The following is an 18,291-nucleotide window of genomic DNA, read 5'->3' as shown; positions in this document are numbered from 1 at the left end:
AACGGAGTCCCCCTCCCAATGAGCACATACACCCCTGAGGTTCAGGGCTCAGGCTTCCGGGCCTGGGTCCAGCGAATCGGCGGCCACCTGGCCGGCATGGTCATGCCCAACATCGGCGCGTTCATCGCGTGGGGTCTGATCACCGCGCTGTTCATCCCGACCGGCTGGATCCCGAACGAGGGTCTCGCCCAGCTCGTCGACCCGATGATCAAGTACCTGCTGCCGATCCTGATCGGTTACACAGGTGGCCGGATCGTCCACGGTCAGCGTGGCGCGGTCGTCGGCGCGGTCGCCACCATGGGCGTCATCGTCGGTGCCGAGATCCCGATGTTCCTCGGCGCGATGATCATCGGCCCGCTGGCCGCGTTCGTCATCAAGCTGTTCGACAAGGCGATCGAGGGCAAGATCCGCCCCGGCTTCGAGATGCTGGTCGACAACTTCTCGGCCGGTATCGTCGGCGGCGCGTTCGCGCTGCTCGCGAAGGTGTCCGTCGGCCCGGTCGTCGAGCGCGTGATGACCCTGCTCGGCAACGGCGTCGACTGGCTGGTCGACCACAGCCTGCTGCCCGTCGTCTCGGTCCTGGTCGAGCCGGCCAAGGTGCTGTTCCTGAACAACGCCATCAACCACGGCGTGTTCACCCCGCTCGGCGTCCAGCAGGTCGCCGAGAACGGCAAGTCGATCATGTACATGATCGAGTCGAACCCCGGCCCGGGTCTGGGTCTGCTGCTGGCCTACTTCTTCTTCGGCCCGAAGCTGCTGCGCCCGTCCACCCCGGCCGCGATGATCATCCACTTCTTCGGCGGCATCCACGAGATCTACTTCCCGTACGTGCTGATGAAGCCGCGGCTGATCCTGGCCATGATCGCGGGCGGCGCGGCCGGCGTCACCACCTTCATGATCACGGGTGCCGGTCTGACCGCCTCGCCGTCGCCGGGCAGCATCTTCGCCTACGCCGCGATGACCCCGCGCGGTGTCGGTAACTGGATCGGCATGATCGCCGGTGTCCTGATCGCCGCCGCCGTCTCCTTCGCGGTCGCCTCCCTGCTGCTCGGCTTCGGCCGGCTGAAGGAGGACCAGGAGGTCGACGACGCCTCGGCCGAGGCGCTGGGCGCCGACACCGCGGACGACTCGGTCAAGGCGGGCAACCCGGCCGTGGCCCGCAACGCCGAGCCCGGCACTGCCTGACAGCTCACACCACCGGCCCGCTCCCCGCGACGGAGCATTGAAGCGGGGAGCGGGCCGGTGGCTCCCACGAACTTCGATCGGAAGGCTTGACCGATGGCAACCATCAACGGCAGTGACATCAAGAAGCTCGTCGTCGCCTGCGACGCGGGCATGGGCAGCAGCGTCATGCTCGCCAGCACGCTGCGCAAGCAGCTGGTGAAGAACGGCGTGACCGTCGAGCACACCCCGGTGAACTCGATCCCCGCCGACGCCGACCTGGTGGTCTGCCACAGCGGTCTGGCCGCCCGCGCGCGGGCCAGCGCGCCCGGCAAGCCGGTCGTGCCGTTCCAGGTCTTCCTGGGCGACCCGGCCGTCACCAAGGTCGTCAAGGCGATCCAGACCGGTGAGGACATCAATGTCTGAGCTGCTGGAGGAGCGGGCCATCCGGCTCGACGCGGTCGCGGCCGACCGGGACGCGGCGATCCGCCTGTGCGGCGAGACGCTGGTCGCGATCGGCGCGGCCGAGGCCGGTTACATCGACACGATGCTGGCCCGTGAGCAGTCCGTCTCCACGTACGTCGGCGAGGGTGTGGCGATCCCGCACGGCACGCTCGGCGGCAAGGAACTGGTGAACCGGGACGCGCTGGCCGTGCTGCGCTTCCCGGAGGCCGTGGACTGGGACGGCAACCCCGTCTCCGTCTGCGTGGCGATCGCGGCCAAGGGCGACGGGCACGTCGAGCTGCTCTCCGCGCTGGCCGAGATCCTTCTCGACCCGGACCAGGCCCGCGCACTCCGCGAGGCCACCGAAATCGACGATGTACTCCGGCTGCTGAAGCCGGTTGGAGGGGACCAGTAATGAAGGTCGTGCGTTTCCACGCCCCCGGTGACGTCCGCTTCGAGGACATGCCGGAGCCGGAGGCCGGCCCGGGCGAGGTCAAGATCCGGGTGCGCAACTGTTCCACCTGCGGTACCGACGTCAAGATCTCCAAGTTCGGCCACCACCACATCCACCCGCCGCGGGTGATGGGCCACGAGATCGCCGGTGAGATCGTCGCGCTGGGTGACGGCGTCGAGGGCTGGGCCGAGGGCGACCGGGTGCAGGTCATCGCCGCCATCCCGTGCGGGAAGTGCGACGAGTGCAAGCGCGGCCGGATGACGATCTGCCCGAACCAGGAGTCGATGGGCTACCACTACGAGGGTGGCTTCGCGCAGTTCATGGTCGTACCGGCGAAGGTCCTGGCCGTCAACGGCCTCAACCGCATCCCGGAGGGCGTCAGCTTCGCCGAGGCGTCCGTGGCCGAGCCGCTGGCCTGCGTGCTCAACGGCCAGGAGCTGGCCCGGGTGGGCGAGGGCGACGACGTGGTGGTCGTCGGCTCCGGCCCGATCGGCTGCCTGCACGTCCGCCTGGCCAAGGCGCGCGGCGCGAACCGCGTCTTCCTGGTCGACCTGAACCGCGCCCGCCTGGACATGGCCGCCGACCTGGTGAAGCCGGACCTGGCGATCGCCGGCGAGGAGGTCGACGTGGTCCAGGCGGTGCTGGACGCCACGGACGGCCGCGGCGCCGACGTGATCATCACGGCCGCCGCCTCCGGCGCCGCCCAGGAGCAGGCGCTGCAGATGGTCGCCCGCCAGGGCCGGGTCAGCTTCTTCGGCGGTCTGCCGAAGGACAAGCCCACCGTCACGGTCGACTCCAACCTGGTGCACTACCGCGAGCTGACCATCGTCGGCGCGAACGGCTCCAGCCCGGCGCACAACGCGGAGGCGCTGCGCCTGATCGCCACCGGCGCGGTCCCGGTCGCCGACCTGATCACGCACCGGTTGCCGCTGGACGGCGCGATCGACGCGTTCGGCATCGTCGCCCGCGGCGAGGCCATCAAGGTCACGATCGAGCCCTGACCAGCTGACTTCTTAGACATACAGGAGGCACCGATGCCTACTCGCACCGTTACCGTCGGATCCGCGAGCGGCCTGCACGCCCGTCCGGCCGCGCTCTTCGTCCAGGCCGCCGCCGCGGCGCCGGTCAAGGTGACGATCCAGGTGGGGGAGAAGCGCGCCGTCCCGGCGAACAGCATGCTCTCCGTCCTCTCGCTCGGTGCCAAGAAGGGCACCGAGGTGGTCCTCGCGGCCGAGGGCGACGGGGCCGACGAGGCGCTGGACAGCCTCGCCGACCTGCTCGCCCGCGACCTCGACGCCGAGGAGCCGGCCAATGGCTGAGCTGACCGGCATCGGGGTCAGCGCGGGCCTGGCGGGCGGTCCGCTGCTGCGGATCGCCGCCGTACCGGCGCTGCCCGAGCCGGCCCCGGTCGCGGACACCGCGGCCGAGGTGGAGAAGGCGTTCGCCGCGCTGGCCGAGGTCGTCGCCGACCTCGGCCGGCGGGCCGACCGGGCCACCGACGCCACGGTCGCGGAGGTGCTGCGCGCCGAGGCGATGATGGCGGACGACCCGATGCTGCGCGAGGCCGTGCAGGAGGGCATCGAGGGCGGTACGGACGCGGTGCACGCGATCGACGCCGCGTTCGCCACCCACCGGGCCGCGTTCGAGGCGGCCGGCGGCTACCTCGCCGAGCGCGTCGCGGACCTGGACGACCTGCGGAACCGCGCGGTCGCGGTCTGCCTCGGCCGGCCGATGCCGGGCGTGCCGCAGCCGGGCCACCCGTACGTGCTGGCCGCCCGCGACCTGGCCCCGGCCGACACCGCGGATCTCGATCCGCAGCAGGTCGTCGGCCTGATCACCGCGGACGGCGGCCCGACCAGCCACACCGCGATCCTGGCCCGCGCGCTGGGGCTCCCGGCCGTGGTGTCCTGCAAGGGCATCCTGGACGTCGAGGACGGCACGCTGGTCACGCTGGACGGCACCACCGGCGTCGTCGAGACCGGGGTCTCCGCCGAGGCGGTCGACGCCGTCCGGGCGAAGGCGTCCGAGGCCGCGAAGGCGATCGCGGACTCGTCGGGACCGGGCCGGACCTCCGACGGCCACGCGGTCGCGCTGCTCGCGAACGTGGGCAGCGGTAAGGACGCCACGGCCGCGGCCTCCGCCGATGCCGAGGGCGTCGGGCTGTTCCGCACCGAGCTGCTGTTCCTGGACCGCACCCGCGAGCCCGGCCTGGACGAGCAGGTCGCGGCGTACCGCGAGGTCTTCGCCGCGATGGCGGGCCGCCGCGTGGTGATCCGCACGCTGGACGCGGGCGCGGACAAGCCGCTGCCGTTCCTGCACCAGGACGGCGAGCCGAACCCGGCGCTCGGCGTGCGCGGCCTGCGCATCGCCCGCCAGCGCCCGGACGTGCTCACCACGCAGCTGGCCGCGATCGCCCAGGCCGCGATCCAGACGGACGCGGACGTGTGGGTGATGGCCCCGATGGTCTCCACCGTCGCCGAGGCCGCGGAGTTCGCGGCCGCGGTGCACGCGGCCGGGCTGCCCAAGGCCGGCGTGATGATCGAGGTGCCGGCCGCGGCGCTGCGGGCCGAGAAGCTGCTCGGCGTGGTCGACTTCCTCAGCATCGGCACCAACGACCTGAGCCAGTACACGTTCGCCGCGGACCGGCAGGTCGGCACGCTCGCCGAGCTGCTCGACCCGTGGCAGCCCGCGCTGCTGCAGCTCATCGCGGCCTGTGGCGCCGCGGGCAAGGCGACCGGCAAGTCCGTCGGCGTCTGCGGTGAGGCCGCGTCCGACCCGGCGCTCGCGCCGGTGCTGGCCGGTCTCGGGATCACCAGCCTGAGCATGTCCGCCCGTGCGCTGCCCGCGGTCCGCGCGTCGCTGGCCGCGCACACGCTGGCCGAGTGTGAGCGGCTGGCCGCCGCCGTGCTCGACGCGGAGGACCCGGCTCAGGCCCGAAAGCTCGTCTCCTAGCACCACCCCCCCAGAAAGGCCCCGCCGTCCCCACGGCGGGGCCTTTCGTATGGATGGACATCTTTACGAGCCGGTAACAGCTTGATACCTTGCTGAAACCCCTTGCAAGGTGCTGCAAGAAGTTTCAACGGTCTCGTGGACAGGAAGTCCTGACATGAAGAAACTCATCGCACGAGCACTCGTACCGGTCGCGGTGGCCGCGGCCGGCCTCGCCGGGGTGACGGTCGACGCCCGCGCCGCCGCCGTCCCCCTGAACACCGGCGACGTCACCGCGAACCTCTGGGAGTGGAACTGGCGCTCGATCGGCGCCGCCTGCCGCGACCACCTCGGCCCGGCCGGCTACGGCGCGGTCCAGGTCGCGCCGCCGGCCGAGTCGATCAGCCTGGCCACCAGCGACAGCGGCGCACACCCGTGGTGGGAGGTGTACCAGCCGGTCTCGTACAAGCTGACCAGCCGGCTCGGCACCCGCGCGGAGTTCGCCGCCATGGTCACCGCCTGCCACACCGCGGGCGTGCGCGTCTACGTGGACGCGGTCATCAACCACACGGCCGGCGCGAACAACACGCTGACCACCACGTACGGCGGATCCACGGTCAACCCGTCCGGCTACTCGTACCCGGCGGTGCCGTACGGCTACGACGACTTCCACCACGCGAACGACGGCTACTGCGCGGACGCGGACGCGGTGATCGACGACTGGAACAACGTCGCCGAGGTGCAGAACTGCATGCTGCTGTCGCTCTCGGACCTGAAGACCCAGAGCACGACGGTACGGTCGAAGATCGCCGCCTACCTGAACGACCTGATCGGGCTGGGCGTGGACGGCTTCCGGGTGGACGCGGCCAAGCACGTCGCGCGCGCCGACTTCACCGCGATCCGCGGGCTGCTGAACCCGACCACGGCGGAGGGGCGGGCGCCGTACATCGCGCAGGAGATCTTCACCGGCTCGACCAACCCGGAGCTGCAACCGGCCGCGTTCACCTCGAACGGCGACGTGCTCGGCTTCTCCTACGCGCAGGGGCTGCGCACCCAGTTCGTCAACGGCACGCTGAGCAACCTGGCCGGCATCCCGTCGTGGAGCCTGGACGCGACGAGCGACCAAACCGCCGCGATGATCACCAACCACGACCTGGAGCGGGACGGTACGACGCTGCGCTACCAGGACGGCGCGCGGTACACGCTGGCGAACTACTTCCTGCTGGCGTACCCGTACGGCCAGCCGTTCGTCTACGACGGGTTCGCGTTCAGCACGTCGAACACCGGCGCGTCGCCGCCCGCGGACGGAAACGGCTTCGTCACGGACGCGAACTGCGGCACCGGTCAGTGGCAGTGCCTGCACCGGTCCACCGGAGTGAAGGGCATGGTCGGCTGGCGCAACGCGACCGCGGCCGCCACCACGGTCTCCGACTTCACCGCGACCGCGAGCAACGTGATCGGGTTCCGGCGCGGCGCGCTCGGCTGGTTCGGGCTGAACGCGTCCGGCGGCGCGTCGACCGCGACCTACCGCACCGGGCTGCCGGACGGCGTCTACTGCGACGTGATCACCGGCGGGGCGACGGGCAGTGGCTGCACCGGCTCGTCGGTGACCGTCTCCGGCGGCAGCGCGACCGTGACCATCCCGGCGAACGGGGCGTTCGCCATCCACGCCGGCTCGCGGTCCGGCGGTGGCACCGGCACGCCGACGCCGAACCCGACCGGGAACGTCGCGGTGACGTTCAACGCGACCGTGACCACCACCTGGGGCACGAACGTGTTCGTGGCCGGCAACGTGCCCGCGCTCGGCGGGTGGAACCCGGCCTCGGCGGTGCCGCTGTCCTCGGCCGGCTACCCGGTCTGGTCCGGCACCGTGACGCTGCCGCCGAACACCGCGATCGAGTACAAGTACCTCAAGAAGGACGCGAACGGGACCGTCACGTGGGAGTCCGGCGGCAACCGGACGTTCACCACCGGCGCGGGTGGCGCGACCATCCGCAGCGAGTCCTGGAAGTAAGGGAAAACCCGCAGGTCGGAGGCCGCCCCTGGGCTCGGGGGCGGCCTTCGCGGGAAAATCTCGGGCAGTTTCCTGTTATCGGTGCCCGGGTGACCCGTCTCCTGTCTGCGCGGCCCTGGTCAGACCCGTCGGGTTGCGTCAGGATGGCCAACCGAGGAGAGGGTGCGGGATGTGGACTCCAGACGGTAGGGGCCCCGTGGGCGGCGTCGACCCGGCGACCGTGCACGCGGCCCGGGCGGGAAACGCGGCGGCGCTCGACCGTGTCGTCGCGGCCTACCTGCCGCTCGTCTACAACATCGTCGGCCGGGCGCTGCAGGGGCACGCCGACGTCGACGACGTGGTGCAGGAGACGATGCTGCGCGTCGTGCACAACCTGCCGGAGCTGCGCGACCCGGCCGCGTTCCGGTCCTGGGTGGTGGCGATCGCGATGCGGCTGGTCCGCGACCGGCACCGCGACCTCACCCGCGGCTACCCGGCGGACGCCACGCCGGACGACGTGGCCGATCCGGGCGCCGACTTCGTCGACCTGACCATCGTCCGGCTCGGCCTCTCCGGCCAGCGGCAGGAGGTCGCGCAGGCCACCCGCTGGCTCGACCCGGACGACCGCGAGCTGCTCTCGCTCTGGTGGCTGGAGGCCGCCGGTGAGCTGGACCGCGACGAGGTCTCGGCCGCGCTCGGGCTCACCAAGCAGCACACCGCGGTTCGCGTGCAGCGGATGAAGGCGCAGCTGGAGGCGGCGCGCGTGGTGGTCCGCGCGTTCCGGGCGCACCCGGCCTGCCCGGACCTGACGCTGCTGGCGATCGGCTGGGACGGCCGCCCGGAGCCGGTGTGGCGCAAGCGGTTCGCCCGGCACACGCGCGAGTGCGAGCAGTGCGCCCGCGCCTGGCACGAGATGGTCGACGCGGAGAAGCTGCTGGCCGGGCTCGCGCTGGTGCCGATCCCCGGCTACCTGCTGGAGCCGGCGCTGCACAGCGCGGCCGCGGCGCACGAGGCCGCGCACGGTTACGACGCGGCGCACGGTTACGACACCGCCCAGGGCTACGACACCCCGCAGGGCTACGACTCCGCCCAGGCCTACGACACCCCGCACGGTTACGACTCCGCGCCGGGGTACGACACCGTGCGGCACCACTACGACGCGCCGCCATCCGGCGAGCCGACCGCGCACCTCGACGCGGTCGGCGTCGATCCGGGCGGCACCGCCACCCACGTGCTGGCCCGCCCCGAGTTCGCCGCCGCCGGGCAGACCGGCGCGCAGGCCGTACCCGCGAAGGCCGCTTTCGGTGGTCTGCTGGGTCTGAAGCCGATCGCCGCGGCGATCGCGACCGCCGCGGTGATCACCGCAGGCGGCGTGTTCGCGCTCACCGGCGGCGAGGACCCGGTGCCGGCCGCGCAGGAACCGCCGCCCGCCGCGGTGCTGCCGGTCGCGTCGGAGAGCGCGAGTCCGTCCCCCTCGCCGTCCGCGTCACCGAGTCCGTCACCGTCGCCCAGCGCGAGCCCGACACCGGCCGCGACCTCGGCCGCGCCGAAGCCGGCCGCGCCCGCGGTGGTGGAGGCGTCGTCGAAGAAGGGCGTCAGCACCTGGCAGGTGCCCGGCGTCGGGCCGGGGATGACCGCGGTCGGCGCGTCCTGGTACTACACCTGGGGATCCGGGCCGGACCAGGTGAAGGCGCCGTCCGGCGTCGAGTTCGTACCGATGATCTGGGGCCGGGACTCCGTCAACTCGGGCACGCTCGCGCAGGCCAGGGCGAACGGCCGGACGCTGCTCGGCTTCAACGAGCCGGACCTCGGCGAGCAGGCGAACATGACGGTGGAGCAGGCGCTGGAGCTGTGGCCGCAGCTGCAGGCCACCGGCATGCGGCTGGGCAGCCCGGCCGTGGCCTACGGCGGCGACACCGCCGGTGGGTGGCTGGACCGCTTCATGGCCGGTGCGAAGGCGAAGGGCTACAAGGTCGACTTCATCGCGCTGCACTGGTACGGATCGGACTTCAGCCCGGCCGCGGTCGGTCACCTGGAGGGCTACATCAAGGCGGTCTACAACCGGTACAAGCTGCCGATCTGGGTCACCGAGTACGGCCTGATCAACTTCTCCGGCTCGCCGAAGTTCCCGAGCGGCGCGCAGCAGGCCGCGTTCATCGACGGATCCACCGCGATGATGGAGAGCCTGCCGTACGTCGAGAGGTACGCCTGGTTCTCGCTGCCGGTCGAGGCCGACTTCGGCAACGGCCTCTACGACCCGAACACGAAGTCGCTCACGGACGGCGGACGCGCCTACGCCGAGGCCGGCTGACCGATCGTTCGCGCTGAGCGACGGCCCACCGCCGTGGGCCGGCGCTCAGCGCCGCATCGGGGTGAGATCCCGGGCGGGCTGCTCCTCGACCCGCTTCGCCGGTGCCGGCCAGGGCAGCGCGCGGGGCGGGCGGCGCGCGGCGACGTCCTCGACCCAGCCCAGCGCGAGCACCACGCCGGCCAGCAGCACCAGCGCGATCGCGAACGTGCCGGCCTCCTCGACGACCGTGCCGTAGTCCCACAGTTCCAGCACCTCGTTCGCGGCCAGCGCCGCCGTGATCGCCACGTTGTGCCACAGGTAGATCGTCACGGCCCGCGCGTTGATCACCGTGACCAGCCCGTCCAGCAACGGCGTGCGGGCCAGCCAGCCGGTCGGCGGCGTCCAACGCAGCAGCGCCAGCGTGAACCCGGCCGAGAAGACCGCGTAGACGAGCGGCAGATCGCTGATGCCACCGCCCCCGTCGCCCGGGAACGCCCACCACCAGGCGAGCGCGCCGGCCACGCAGGCCGACGCGAGCGCGATCACGGCCGGCCCGGGCACCCGCCGCAGGTCGCCGTCGCGGTGCGCGAAGCCGAGCACCCAGCAGGTCGCGAACGCGAGCACGCCGGCCAGCACGCGCGCCGGTAGTTCCGGCAGCGGCGTCGGCGTGCCCAGCAGCACCGCGAGCAGCGCCGCCGGGGCGAGCACGGTGACGAGCCGGGCCCGGCGATAGGCCCACAGCAGCGCGGGGGAGAGCACGACCAGCCAGAGGTACGTCACCAGGTACCAGAGCGGGCCGGCCGCCTCCGCGCCGAACTCGTTCGACGGCGGGTCCGCGATCGGCAGCACCCAGAGCAGCAGGGCCGCCCACGGCGGATCGGCCCAGCCGTGCAACAGCATGGCCGGGACCGCGATCGCGCCGAGTACCCAGAGCGCGGGCAGCAGCCGCCACAACCGCTGGTAGATCACCCCCGGCGCCGGCCGGCTCAGCGAGCGGGCCATCAGCGAGCCGCCAAGCGCGAACATCACGCCCATCGCCGGGAAGAGCAGCTCCAGCGCGGTGAGCGGGAACATGTGGTACGTGACGACGCGGACGATCGCGATCGCTCGCAGCAGGTCGAAGTAGCGCTCGCGGGCCATGGCGTCCTTCACGCTCGGGGGTCGACGGCCGCGCCACGGTAACTTTTCAGCGAGATGTCGGGAAAGGACGGGTAATTCGTTGGATACCGTCCGTTCCCCTGGCCGGGGGAACGGACGGCCCCGGGTGTCAGAAGACCGGCACGCCCGCGCGGACCAGCCGCCAGTTCGGCGTGAAGAAGTCCGCCGGGTCGATCGTGCCCTTCGCCTGGGCCCAGTCGATGAGCAGCTGGCGGATCTCCTTCTGCTCGTTGTAGACCTGTGTGCGGGTGATGCCGGGGAAGTTGCCGCCGCCGGAGCGCCGGTAGTTGTTCACCGCCACCACGAACCGGTCGGTGTCCGCGACCGGCGCGCCGTTGCGTTCCAGGCGGGTGATCCGCGAGCCGACCGGCTTCGCGACGTCGATGTCGTAGTCGACGCCGGAGAGGATGTCGTAGTTGTAGTCCGGCACGGCCGGGTCGCTGATCGTCGCCGGGTCCACCGGTGCGCCGGGCGCGAGCGTGACGAAGTACTTCGCGGAGTACTCCAGGTAGGCCCGCACCTCCGCGCCGGTCAGCTCGACCGCCTCCAGCGTGTTGTCGAAGACGTACAGCCCGGCCACGTCCCTGATCTTGACGTCCCCGGCCGGGAACACCGCGGTCCGGCTGAACGGCGCCGCGATCGACAGCACCGGCAGCGCGGTGCCGAGCGCGGCCGTGACCGTCTCGGTCTGCACGTGGTTGATGAAGTCGATGATCGGCGTGTCCCGGTAGCGGGACTCCGCCGCGGACAGCTCCTCGGTGGACGTGGCCACCACCTGGTTGACGTACGCGACCGTGGTCCGGTGCTGCTCGCGGACGGCCGCGAGCACGACCGGGTCGGCCTCGACCGTGTTCGTGTTCAGCGTGACCGACGCCGCGGTACCGACCCGCCACCGGCCGCGGTCGCGGGTCAGCGTGAAGTCCATCCGGGTCAGCCGCTGTCCCCACTTGGACGGCTCCGAGGTGAGCACCTGCCGGCCGGTGACCTCGTTGGTGTAGAACCGCTGGGCGACCTCCACGTGCGCGTGACCGAACAGCACCGCGTCGATGTCCGGCACCTTCGTGGCGACCAGGCCGGCCGCGTTCTCGACCGGCAGCTCCGGGCCGTACGACGAGGTGCCGCTGTCACCGGAGTGCGCGGAGACGATGACCAGATCCGCGCCCCTGCGCTTCATCTCCGGTACCCACCGCTTCGCGCTCTCGACCAGGTCCTCGAAGACCAGCTTGCCCTCGACGTGGCCGCGGTCCCAGATCGCGGTGCCGGGGTTGGTCAGGCCCAGGATGCCGACGCGCAGCACGGGCGCGCCGGGGCCGAGCGAGACCCGCTTGATCACGTACGGTGCGAACGCGGGTTTTCCGGTCTTCGCGTTCAGCGCGTTCGCGGCCAGCGCCGGGAAGCCGAGCTGCTTGATCCAGGTGGCCAGCAGCGGCAGGCCGTAGTTGAACTCGTGGTTGCCGAGCGTCACGGCGTCGTACCGCAGCACGTTCATCGCGGTCGCCATCGGGTGCGGCCGCCCGGTGGTGGTGATCGGCTCCTGGACCGCGTAGTAGTAGGCCAGCGGCGTGCCCTGGATCGTGTCGCCCGCGTCCAGCACCAGCGTGGCCTTGCCGCGCCGCTCGCCGCGGATCTTGTTGACCAGCGCGGCCAGCTTCGCCACGCCGACGTCGTTGTGCGCGGCGTCGTCGTACTCCGCGTCCTTGAAGTAGTCCCAGTTGTAGACGTTGCCGTGCATGTCGGACGTGCCGAGCACGGTCAGGTCGTACGTGGTCCGGCCGTGCGTGTGCGCGGCGCCGGGCACGACGGCGGCCGCCGCCGTCACCTTCATGAGGTTCCGCCGGGAAAGTGAGCTCATGCCGCCGAGTCTTGCCGCGTACGCACGTCGATGGCAAGAACCTCAGGAAAAGATCAATTCACCGGGTACGCCGTTGAGCAGCAACTCCTCGAAGTCGGCCGGTGTGAGCGGGCGGGAGAACAGGAACCCCTGCCCGAACTCGTAGCCGAGGCCGCGCAGCAGCCGCGCCTGGTCCGGCTTCTCGATGCCCTCCGCGACCGCGTTCAGGTCCAGCGCGTTCGCCATCTGCGCGACCGCGGTGGCGACCGCGGCCTGCCGGGTGACCGTGGTGACGCCCTCGACGAACGACCGGTCCAGCTTGAGCGTGGTCATCGGGCAGGTGAGCAGCAGTCCGAGCGAGGACGCGGCGGTGCCGAAGTCGTCCAGCGCCAGCTTCACGCCGATCGCGCGCAGCCCGTGCAGCGCCTCGATGGCCTCGTCGTCGGAGAGCACCGCGGTCTCGGTCACCTCGATGGTGAGCAGCTCCGGCGGGTACTGCGAGCTGGCCAGCACGGCCGCGACCTCGTTCACGAAGCCGGGCTCGCGCAGCTGGCGGCCGGCCACGTTCACGTTCATCCGCAGGCCGTGCTTCCGCCAGCGCGCGGCCTGCCGGACCGACTCGCGCAGCACGAACCGGCCGAGCGGCACGATCAGCCCGCTCGACTCCGCGATCGGGATGAAGTCGTTGGGCTGCACCTGGCCGCGGACCGGGTGCCGCCAGCGGACCAGCGCCTCGCAGCCGGCGATCTCACCGGTCCCCAGCCGCACCACCGGCTGGTAGACCAGCTGCAGCTGGCCCTCGTCGATCGCCTCGCGCAGCTGGCTGGCCAGCTCCGCGCCGTCCCGGATGCGCACGCCCATCTCCCGGGTGTACGCGACCCAGTTGCTCTTGCCACGGTCCTTCGCCGCGTACATCGCGATGTCCGCGTCGCGCAGCAGCGAGTCCAGGTCGTCCTCGGCGTCCGCGGTGGCCAGGCCGATGCTGGCGCGCACGATCAGGTCGTTGTCCTGCACCCGGACCGGGCGGCCGAGCAGCGTGAGGATGCGCTGCGCGGTCTGCCCCGCGTCGTCCGGCCCGGCGTCCCGCAGCAGCACCGCGAACTCGTCGCCGCCGAGCCGCGCCACCAGGTCCCGCTCGCGTACCGCGGCGCGCAGCCGGTCCGCCACGCTGACCAGCAGCGCGTCGCCGGCCGGGTGGCCGAGCGTGTCGTTGATCGTCTTGAAGTCGTCCAGGTCGATCAGCAGCAGCGCCACGCTGCCCGGGTCGGCCGTGGTCCGCAGCGTCTCGGTCACCTGGTCGCCGAAGTAGGTGCGGTTCGCCAGCTGGGTCAGGCCGTCCACGGACGCGGCCTCGCGCAGCCGGGACTCGTGCCGGCGCAGCTCGCCCAGCGTGGTGTCCAGCCGGTTGATCAGCGTCGCGTTGTCGTGGAACGTGATCAGCTGTCGCGCGGCCACCAGTACGGTGATCATCGCGACGCCGGCGACCGCGCCCCAGAGCTGGTGGTCCGCGCCGGCCGGCAGCACCGTGACCAGGATGCCGAACGTCAGCCCGACCATCCCGTACGGCAGCAGGCTGTAGGGCTTGCGGCGGCGCGGCGTGTTCACGTCCGGGTTGTGCCGGGTCTGCAGCTCCTGGATGCGCGGGCCGGTCGCGATCAGCAGCGACGGCAGCAGCCGCAGCACCAGCAGGCCCGGGTTGGTCTCCGGGGTCAGCGTCTCCGGCGTGATCATGATGCCGAGCGCCTGGCAGACGCCCGCGAACGCCATCGGCCACGCGGCCAGCTTGCTCATCGGCCGGCCGCCGCTGAGGATCAGCTTCACGGCCGCGAACGCGGAGACCATCACGACGCTGGCGGCCACGATCACCGCGATCATGGCGGTGTCCACCGGCGCGTCCGGATTGATCACGAAGCACCAGGTCAGGACCGCGCCGGCGACCAGCACGGTCGCGGAGTCCAGCCACAGCGCCAGCCGTTCCTTGTGGGTGCGGGTGTTCTGCGGATGGATCAGCATCGCGATCACCACGCAGCCCAGGCCGACCGCGAACATCGCGCTCTGCACCGGGCTGCCGTTGAGCGTGCGGGCGTGCGGGTCGAGCGCGCTGAACGTGGACTGGATCGAGTCCGCCACCGTGAACAGCGATCCGGCGAACGCGAGCACGGCCCAGAACCGGCGGCGCGGCGCGGCGGTGACCCGGAACATCCGGTACGCGTAGTAGCCGAGCGCGGCGTCCAGCGGCACCTGGGCCAGCCAGAAGACCTGCACCTGCGCGTCCACGTGCCCGGCGAGCGCGTAGAAGCCGATCGTCGCCAGCAGCACGAGCCCGGCCATGCCCAGCAGCACGGGGTCGCGCCACGGTGTGACGGCGGGGGCCTGGCGCACGCGGCCTCCTCCTGTCGCAGCCCGGTCGTTGGATTCCGTATCGACGCGGCGGCGCGGGCTTTGAGGACATCGCCGTGTGATCGGCGTTGCGTGCCGGCATGCGGGCGGCTATGGTTGTGCTCAGAACGAGATAGACTCAATCCGAGTTTGGAGTGTGGGATGTCGGAGGCCGAGTTCCTCGCCGCGTACGACCCCCGGGACTACCCCGCCGTCGCGGTGACCGTCGACGTGGTGGCGCTGACCATCCGGGACGACCGGCTCTGTGTGCTGCTGGTGGAGCGCGCCGCACCGCCGTTCGAGGGCTTCTGGAGCCTCCCCGGCGGCTTCCTCAAGCAGGAGACCGACGCGGGCGAGCCGTGGGCCGAGACGCTGGAGGAGGCGGCCGGCCGCGAGCTGGCCGAGGAGACCGGCCTGGACGCGGAACGCCTCGACCGGGTGCACCTGGAGCAGCTCGGCAGCTACGGCGACCCGGGCCGGGACCCGCGCATGCGCGTGATCAGCGTCGCCTACCTCGGGTTCGGCCCGCAGATGCCGGACCCGCAACCCGGGTCGGACGCGCGCGCCGCCGCCTGGGTGCCGGTCGCGGAACTCGGCCTGCCCGAGGGGCCGGACGCGATCCCCGGCCGCACCGTGTCACAGCGGCCCGGCACCAGCCGCCGGCTCGCGTTCGACCACGCGCAGATCCTCTTCGACGGACTGGAACGGGCCCGCGGCAAGCTCGAGTACACGGCGCTCGCAACCGCGTTCGTCGGCGAGACGTTCACCATCGCGGAGCTGCGCGCGGTCTACGAGACGGTCTGGGGCGAGCAGCTGCACGGGCCGAACTTCCGCCGCAAGATCCTGTCGGTTCCCGGCTTCGTCGAGTCCGTCGGCGCCACCACCGAGCGTGGTGGCGCCCGCGGTGGCCCCCGATCCCAGCTCTACCGCGCCGGTGACGCGACGTTGCTGCACCCGGCGCTGCTCCGGACCGTCACCGAAGAACAAATTCGCTGAAGGGGTACGCATCATGGGAAGTGGACGCTGGTCGCACGACGCCTACGACGCCGCCGCGGCCTACCGGGCCCGCACCGGGCGGGACGCCTTCGACTACGACGCCGGCATCCGCGCCTCGCGCCGCCGGCAGGACTGGACCGCACACCCCGACCTCGACCCGTACGGCGTGGACGTCCGCGAGTCGCGCGACTCCGCCGAACACCCGGAGAGCCTGGCCGTCGCGGTGCTGTTCGACGTGACCGGCTCGATGGGCTACGTGCCCCGCCGCCTCCAGGAGAAGCTGCCCCAGCTGTTCGACCTGCTGCTCGACCGCGGCTACGTCGCGCACCCGCAGCTGCTGTTCGGCGCGATCGGCGACGCCACCTGCGACCGGGTCCCGCTGCAGATCGGCCAGTTCGAGTCCGACAACCGGATGGACGAGCAGCTCGGCCGGATCCTGCTGGAGGGCGGTGGCGGCGGGCAGAAGACGGAGAGCTACGAGCTCGCGGCGTACTTCATGGCCCGGCACACCTCGATCGACTGCTGGGAGAAGCGGGGCAAGCGTGGCTACCTGTTCATCATCGGCGACGAGCTCAACTACCCGCGGGTCTACGCCCGGGGCGCGAACGCGCCGGTCACCGGCTACGACCGGGGTGGCCGCCGGGGCGTCGCCGAGGTGATCGGCGACCGCCTCCAGGACGACATCGACACCCGGGACATCTACGCGGAGCTGCGCGAGATGTACGACACCTACTACATCCTGCCGTCCGGTACGTCGTACGCCGGTGATCGCCAGGTCCTCGACCACTGGCGCGGCCTGCTCGGGCAGAACGTCATCGAACTCGACGACCTGGACGCGGTCAGCGAGACGATCGCGCTCACCGTCGGCATCGGCGAGGGCACCATCGGCCTCGACGACGGCCTCGCCGACCTCCGGCAACAGGGCTCCACGGCCGGCCGCTCCGTGGAGCGCGCCCTCGCCACGCTCGCCCACCCCGCTCCCCGCGACCGCGCCGCGTCCGGCGACCGCGCTGCTCCCCACGACCGCGCCGCGTCCGGTGACCGCGTCGCCTCCCGCGACGGCCGGGGCGGCGACCGTGGCGGCCGGGTGCCGGTCGCGCGTCGTAGCGTGACGCGCCGCAGGGACACGCGCGGGGCGCGGTGGGTCTGATGGACCGCACGCTCGCGGAGGCGCGCCACGTGATCGTGGCCGACCTGGGCTTCGGTGACGCGGGCAAGGGCACGATCGTCGACTGGCTCACCGGGCGCGTTGCGGCAACAGCGCGCCCGGCCGCCCGTACCGCCGCCGTTCTGCGCTTCAACGGGGGAGCGCAGGCCGCGCACACGGTGGTCCGGGCGGACGGGCGGTCGCACACGTTCGCGCAGTTCGGCGCCGGCACGTTCGCCGGCGTACCGACGCTGCTCACCCGGCACGCGCTGGTCGACCCGCTGGCGCTGGCCCGCGAGGCGGCCGCGCTGGCCGCGCTCGGCGTCCCGGACCCGTTGGACCTGATCTCCGTCGACCGCGGCGCGCTGATCACCACACCGCTGCACGCGGCCGTCAACCGCGCCCGCGAGGCGGCCCGCGGCGGCGCCGCGCACGGCAGCTGCGGAATCGGCATCGGCGAGACCGTGGCCTACGCACTCGCCCACCCCGACCTGGCCCTGCGCGCCGGCGACACCGAATCCCCCGCCCGCCTGCGCCGCCGCCTCCTCGCCCTGCACGACTGGGCCACCACCACGATCCACGCCCTCACCGCCACCCCACCCCAGGGTGAGTGGCTGGCCGGCCGCGATATCGCAGGTCCGCACGCCGGTTCCCGCGGTGGTGAGCGGCTGGCCGGCCGGCAGCGTGCCGGTCTGCCGGCCGCTGCCGGCGGTGCCGAGGCGCTGCCCGACGTCGAGGAGCTGATCCGGGCATACCGGGCGTTCGCTCGCCGGATCCGGCTCACCGGCGACGGAGAGGTCGCCCGCCTGGCCGCCGCCGGGCGTCTGGTGTTCGAGGGTGCGCAGGGCGTGCTGCTCGACGAGTGGCGCGGCTTCGACCCGCACACCACCTGGTCCACCACCACGTTCGCGAACGCGCTGGAGTTGCTGGCCGAGGCCGGCGTGGACGCCGGTGACGTGTGCCGGCTCGGCGTCACCCGCACCTACGCCACCCGGCACGGCGCCGGGCCGTTCCCGTCCGAGGACCCGTCGCTGGCGCCGCTGCTCGCCGAACCGCACAACGGCACCGGACGCTGGCAGGGAGCGTTCCGCGTCGGCCACCTCGACCTGGTGCTGCTGCGCTACGCGGTGGCGGTCTGCGGCGGCGCCGACGCGCTCGCGGTCACGCACCTGGACACCGCCGCCACCGCGGGCGACCGCCTGAAGGTGGCCACCGCCTGGCGGGCCGGTGGCACCCGGATCACCCGCCTCCGCCCCGGCCCGTTCACCGACCTGACCCACCAGCGGCGCCTGACCGATCTCGCGCTCGCCGCCACCCCGGAACTCGTCGCTCCCGCCCGCTCCTGGCCCGCACTGCTCACCGACGAGCTCGGCGTCCCGGTCGCGGTGACGTCCTGGGGACCCCGATCGGGCGACAAACATCCGCCCACAATGGACTTTTCGTCTACCCGCGAAGATCGGGGCCGGGTACCGGTGCCGTAGCCTGGCGGTGGTCTCGCGAAACAGGGGGC

The 18,291-nt window shown here is 72.3% G+C and carries 14 protein-coding genes; 11 read left to right on the top strand and 3 right to left on the bottom strand.

The features are described 5' to 3' along the window. Nucleotides 1–18 precede the first annotated feature (18 nt). From mtlA to J2S44_RS10575, 8 genes are all read left to right on the top strand, one after another. On the top strand, nucleotides 19–1,185 hold the full coding sequence (mtlA, locus tag J2S44_RS10610; RefSeq protein ID WP_310411389.1) for a mannitol-specific PTS transporter subunit IIC: 1,167 nt from the start codon (nucleotides 19–21) through the stop codon (nucleotides 1,183–1,185). A gap of 93 nt (nucleotides 1,186–1,278) precedes the next feature. Further along, the gene (locus tag J2S44_RS10605; RefSeq protein WP_310411386.1) at nucleotides 1,279–1,587 is read left to right on the top strand and encodes a PTS lactose transporter subunit IIB; all 309 of its coding nucleotides are present in this window, start codon (nucleotides 1,279–1,281) and stop codon (nucleotides 1,585–1,587) included. Continuing rightward, nucleotides 1,580–2,020: a PTS mannitol transporter subunit IIA gene (locus J2S44_RS10600; protein WP_310411383.1), complete on the top strand. Its 441-nt coding sequence runs from the start codon at nucleotides 1,580–1,582 to the stop codon at nucleotides 2,018–2,020. The genes J2S44_RS10605 and J2S44_RS10600 overlap by 8 nt, the downstream gene beginning before the upstream one ends. Continuing rightward, the gene (locus J2S44_RS10595; protein ID WP_310411380.1) at nucleotides 2,020–3,060 is read left to right on the top strand and encodes a zinc-dependent dehydrogenase; all 1,041 of its coding nucleotides are present in this window, start codon (nucleotides 2,020–2,022) and stop codon (nucleotides 3,058–3,060) included. Before J2S44_RS10600 ends, J2S44_RS10595 begins: the two co-directional genes overlap by 1 nt. A 33-nt stretch (nucleotides 3,061–3,093) precedes the next feature. Further along, entirely contained in the window at nucleotides 3,094–3,378 is a 285-nt protein-coding gene (locus tag J2S44_RS10590) for an HPr family phosphocarrier protein (protein WP_310411377.1), read from the top strand. Then, nucleotides 3,371–5,011, top strand: coding sequence for a phosphoenolpyruvate--protein phosphotransferase (gene ptsP, locus J2S44_RS10585; RefSeq protein WP_310411376.1), 1,641 nt, complete (start codon nucleotides 3,371–3,373; stop codon nucleotides 5,009–5,011). The genes J2S44_RS10590 and ptsP overlap by 8 nt, the downstream gene beginning before the upstream one ends. A 154-nt stretch (nucleotides 5,012–5,165) precedes the next feature. Continuing rightward, entirely contained in the window at nucleotides 5,166–7,001 is a 1,836-nt protein-coding gene (locus J2S44_RS10580; RefSeq protein ID WP_310411373.1) for a carbohydrate-binding module family 20 domain-containing protein, read from the top strand. Nucleotides 7,002–7,197: 196 nt separating this feature from the next. Next, nucleotides 7,198–9,291 carry a sigma-70 family RNA polymerase sigma factor gene (locus J2S44_RS10575; protein ID WP_310411371.1) on the top strand — a complete coding sequence of 698 codons (2,094 nt, stop codon included), beginning with the start codon at nucleotides 7,198–7,200 and terminating at the stop codon, nucleotides 9,289–9,291. A gap of 45 nt (nucleotides 9,292–9,336) precedes the next feature. On the opposite strand, the gene J2S44_RS10570 is transcribed toward J2S44_RS10575, so the two are convergent. The 3 genes from J2S44_RS10570 to J2S44_RS10560 form a co-directional block, all read right to left on the bottom strand. Further along, nucleotides 9,337–10,422, bottom strand: coding sequence for an acyltransferase family protein (locus J2S44_RS10570; protein WP_310411368.1), 1,086 nt, complete (start codon nucleotides 10,420–10,422; stop codon nucleotides 9,337–9,339). 115 nt (nucleotides 10,423–10,537) lie between these two features. Next, nucleotides 10,538–12,280, bottom strand: a complete 1,743-nt coding sequence (locus J2S44_RS10565) for a bifunctional metallophosphatase/5'-nucleotidase (protein ID WP_374727829.1) — start codon at nucleotides 12,278–12,280, stop codon at nucleotides 10,538–10,540. Between the two features lie 42 nt (nucleotides 12,281–12,322). Next, entirely contained in the window at nucleotides 12,323–14,641 is a 2,319-nt protein-coding gene (locus J2S44_RS10560; RefSeq protein WP_310411366.1) for a putative bifunctional diguanylate cyclase/phosphodiesterase, read from the bottom strand. Between the two features lie 159 nt (nucleotides 14,642–14,800). Here J2S44_RS10560 and J2S44_RS10555 point away from each other — a divergent pair, with 159 nt between their 5' ends. Genes J2S44_RS10555 through J2S44_RS10545 form a run of 3 tightly spaced genes read left to right on the top strand, consistent with a single transcriptional unit; the run spans nucleotide 14,801 to nucleotide 18,262 of the window. Next, nucleotides 14,801–15,634: an NUDIX hydrolase gene (locus J2S44_RS10555; protein WP_310411363.1), complete on the top strand. Its 834-nt coding sequence runs from the start codon at nucleotides 14,801–14,803 to the stop codon at nucleotides 15,632–15,634. Between the two features lie 13 nt (nucleotides 15,635–15,647). Continuing rightward, nucleotides 15,648–16,784 (top strand): hypothetical protein, encoded by a 1,137-nt coding sequence (locus J2S44_RS10550; RefSeq protein WP_310411360.1) that lies wholly within the window; start codon nucleotides 15,648–15,650, stop codon nucleotides 16,782–16,784. Continuing rightward, on the top strand, nucleotides 16,784–18,262 hold the full coding sequence (locus tag J2S44_RS10545; protein WP_310411357.1) for an adenylosuccinate synthetase: 1,479 nt from the start codon (nucleotides 16,784–16,786) through the stop codon (nucleotides 18,260–18,262). Before J2S44_RS10550 ends, J2S44_RS10545 begins: the two co-directional genes overlap by 1 nt. Nucleotides 18,263–18,291 lie beyond the last annotated feature (29 nt).

Origin of the sequence: Catenuloplanes niger, assembly GCF_031458255.1 — a bacterium.
In the GTDB taxonomy this organism is placed as follows: domain Bacteria; phylum Actinomycetota; class Actinomycetes; order Mycobacteriales; family Micromonosporaceae; genus Catenuloplanes; species Catenuloplanes niger.
Note: the sequence above shows the minus strand (reverse complement) of the source record. Positions and strands in the feature narration are given on the sequence as shown.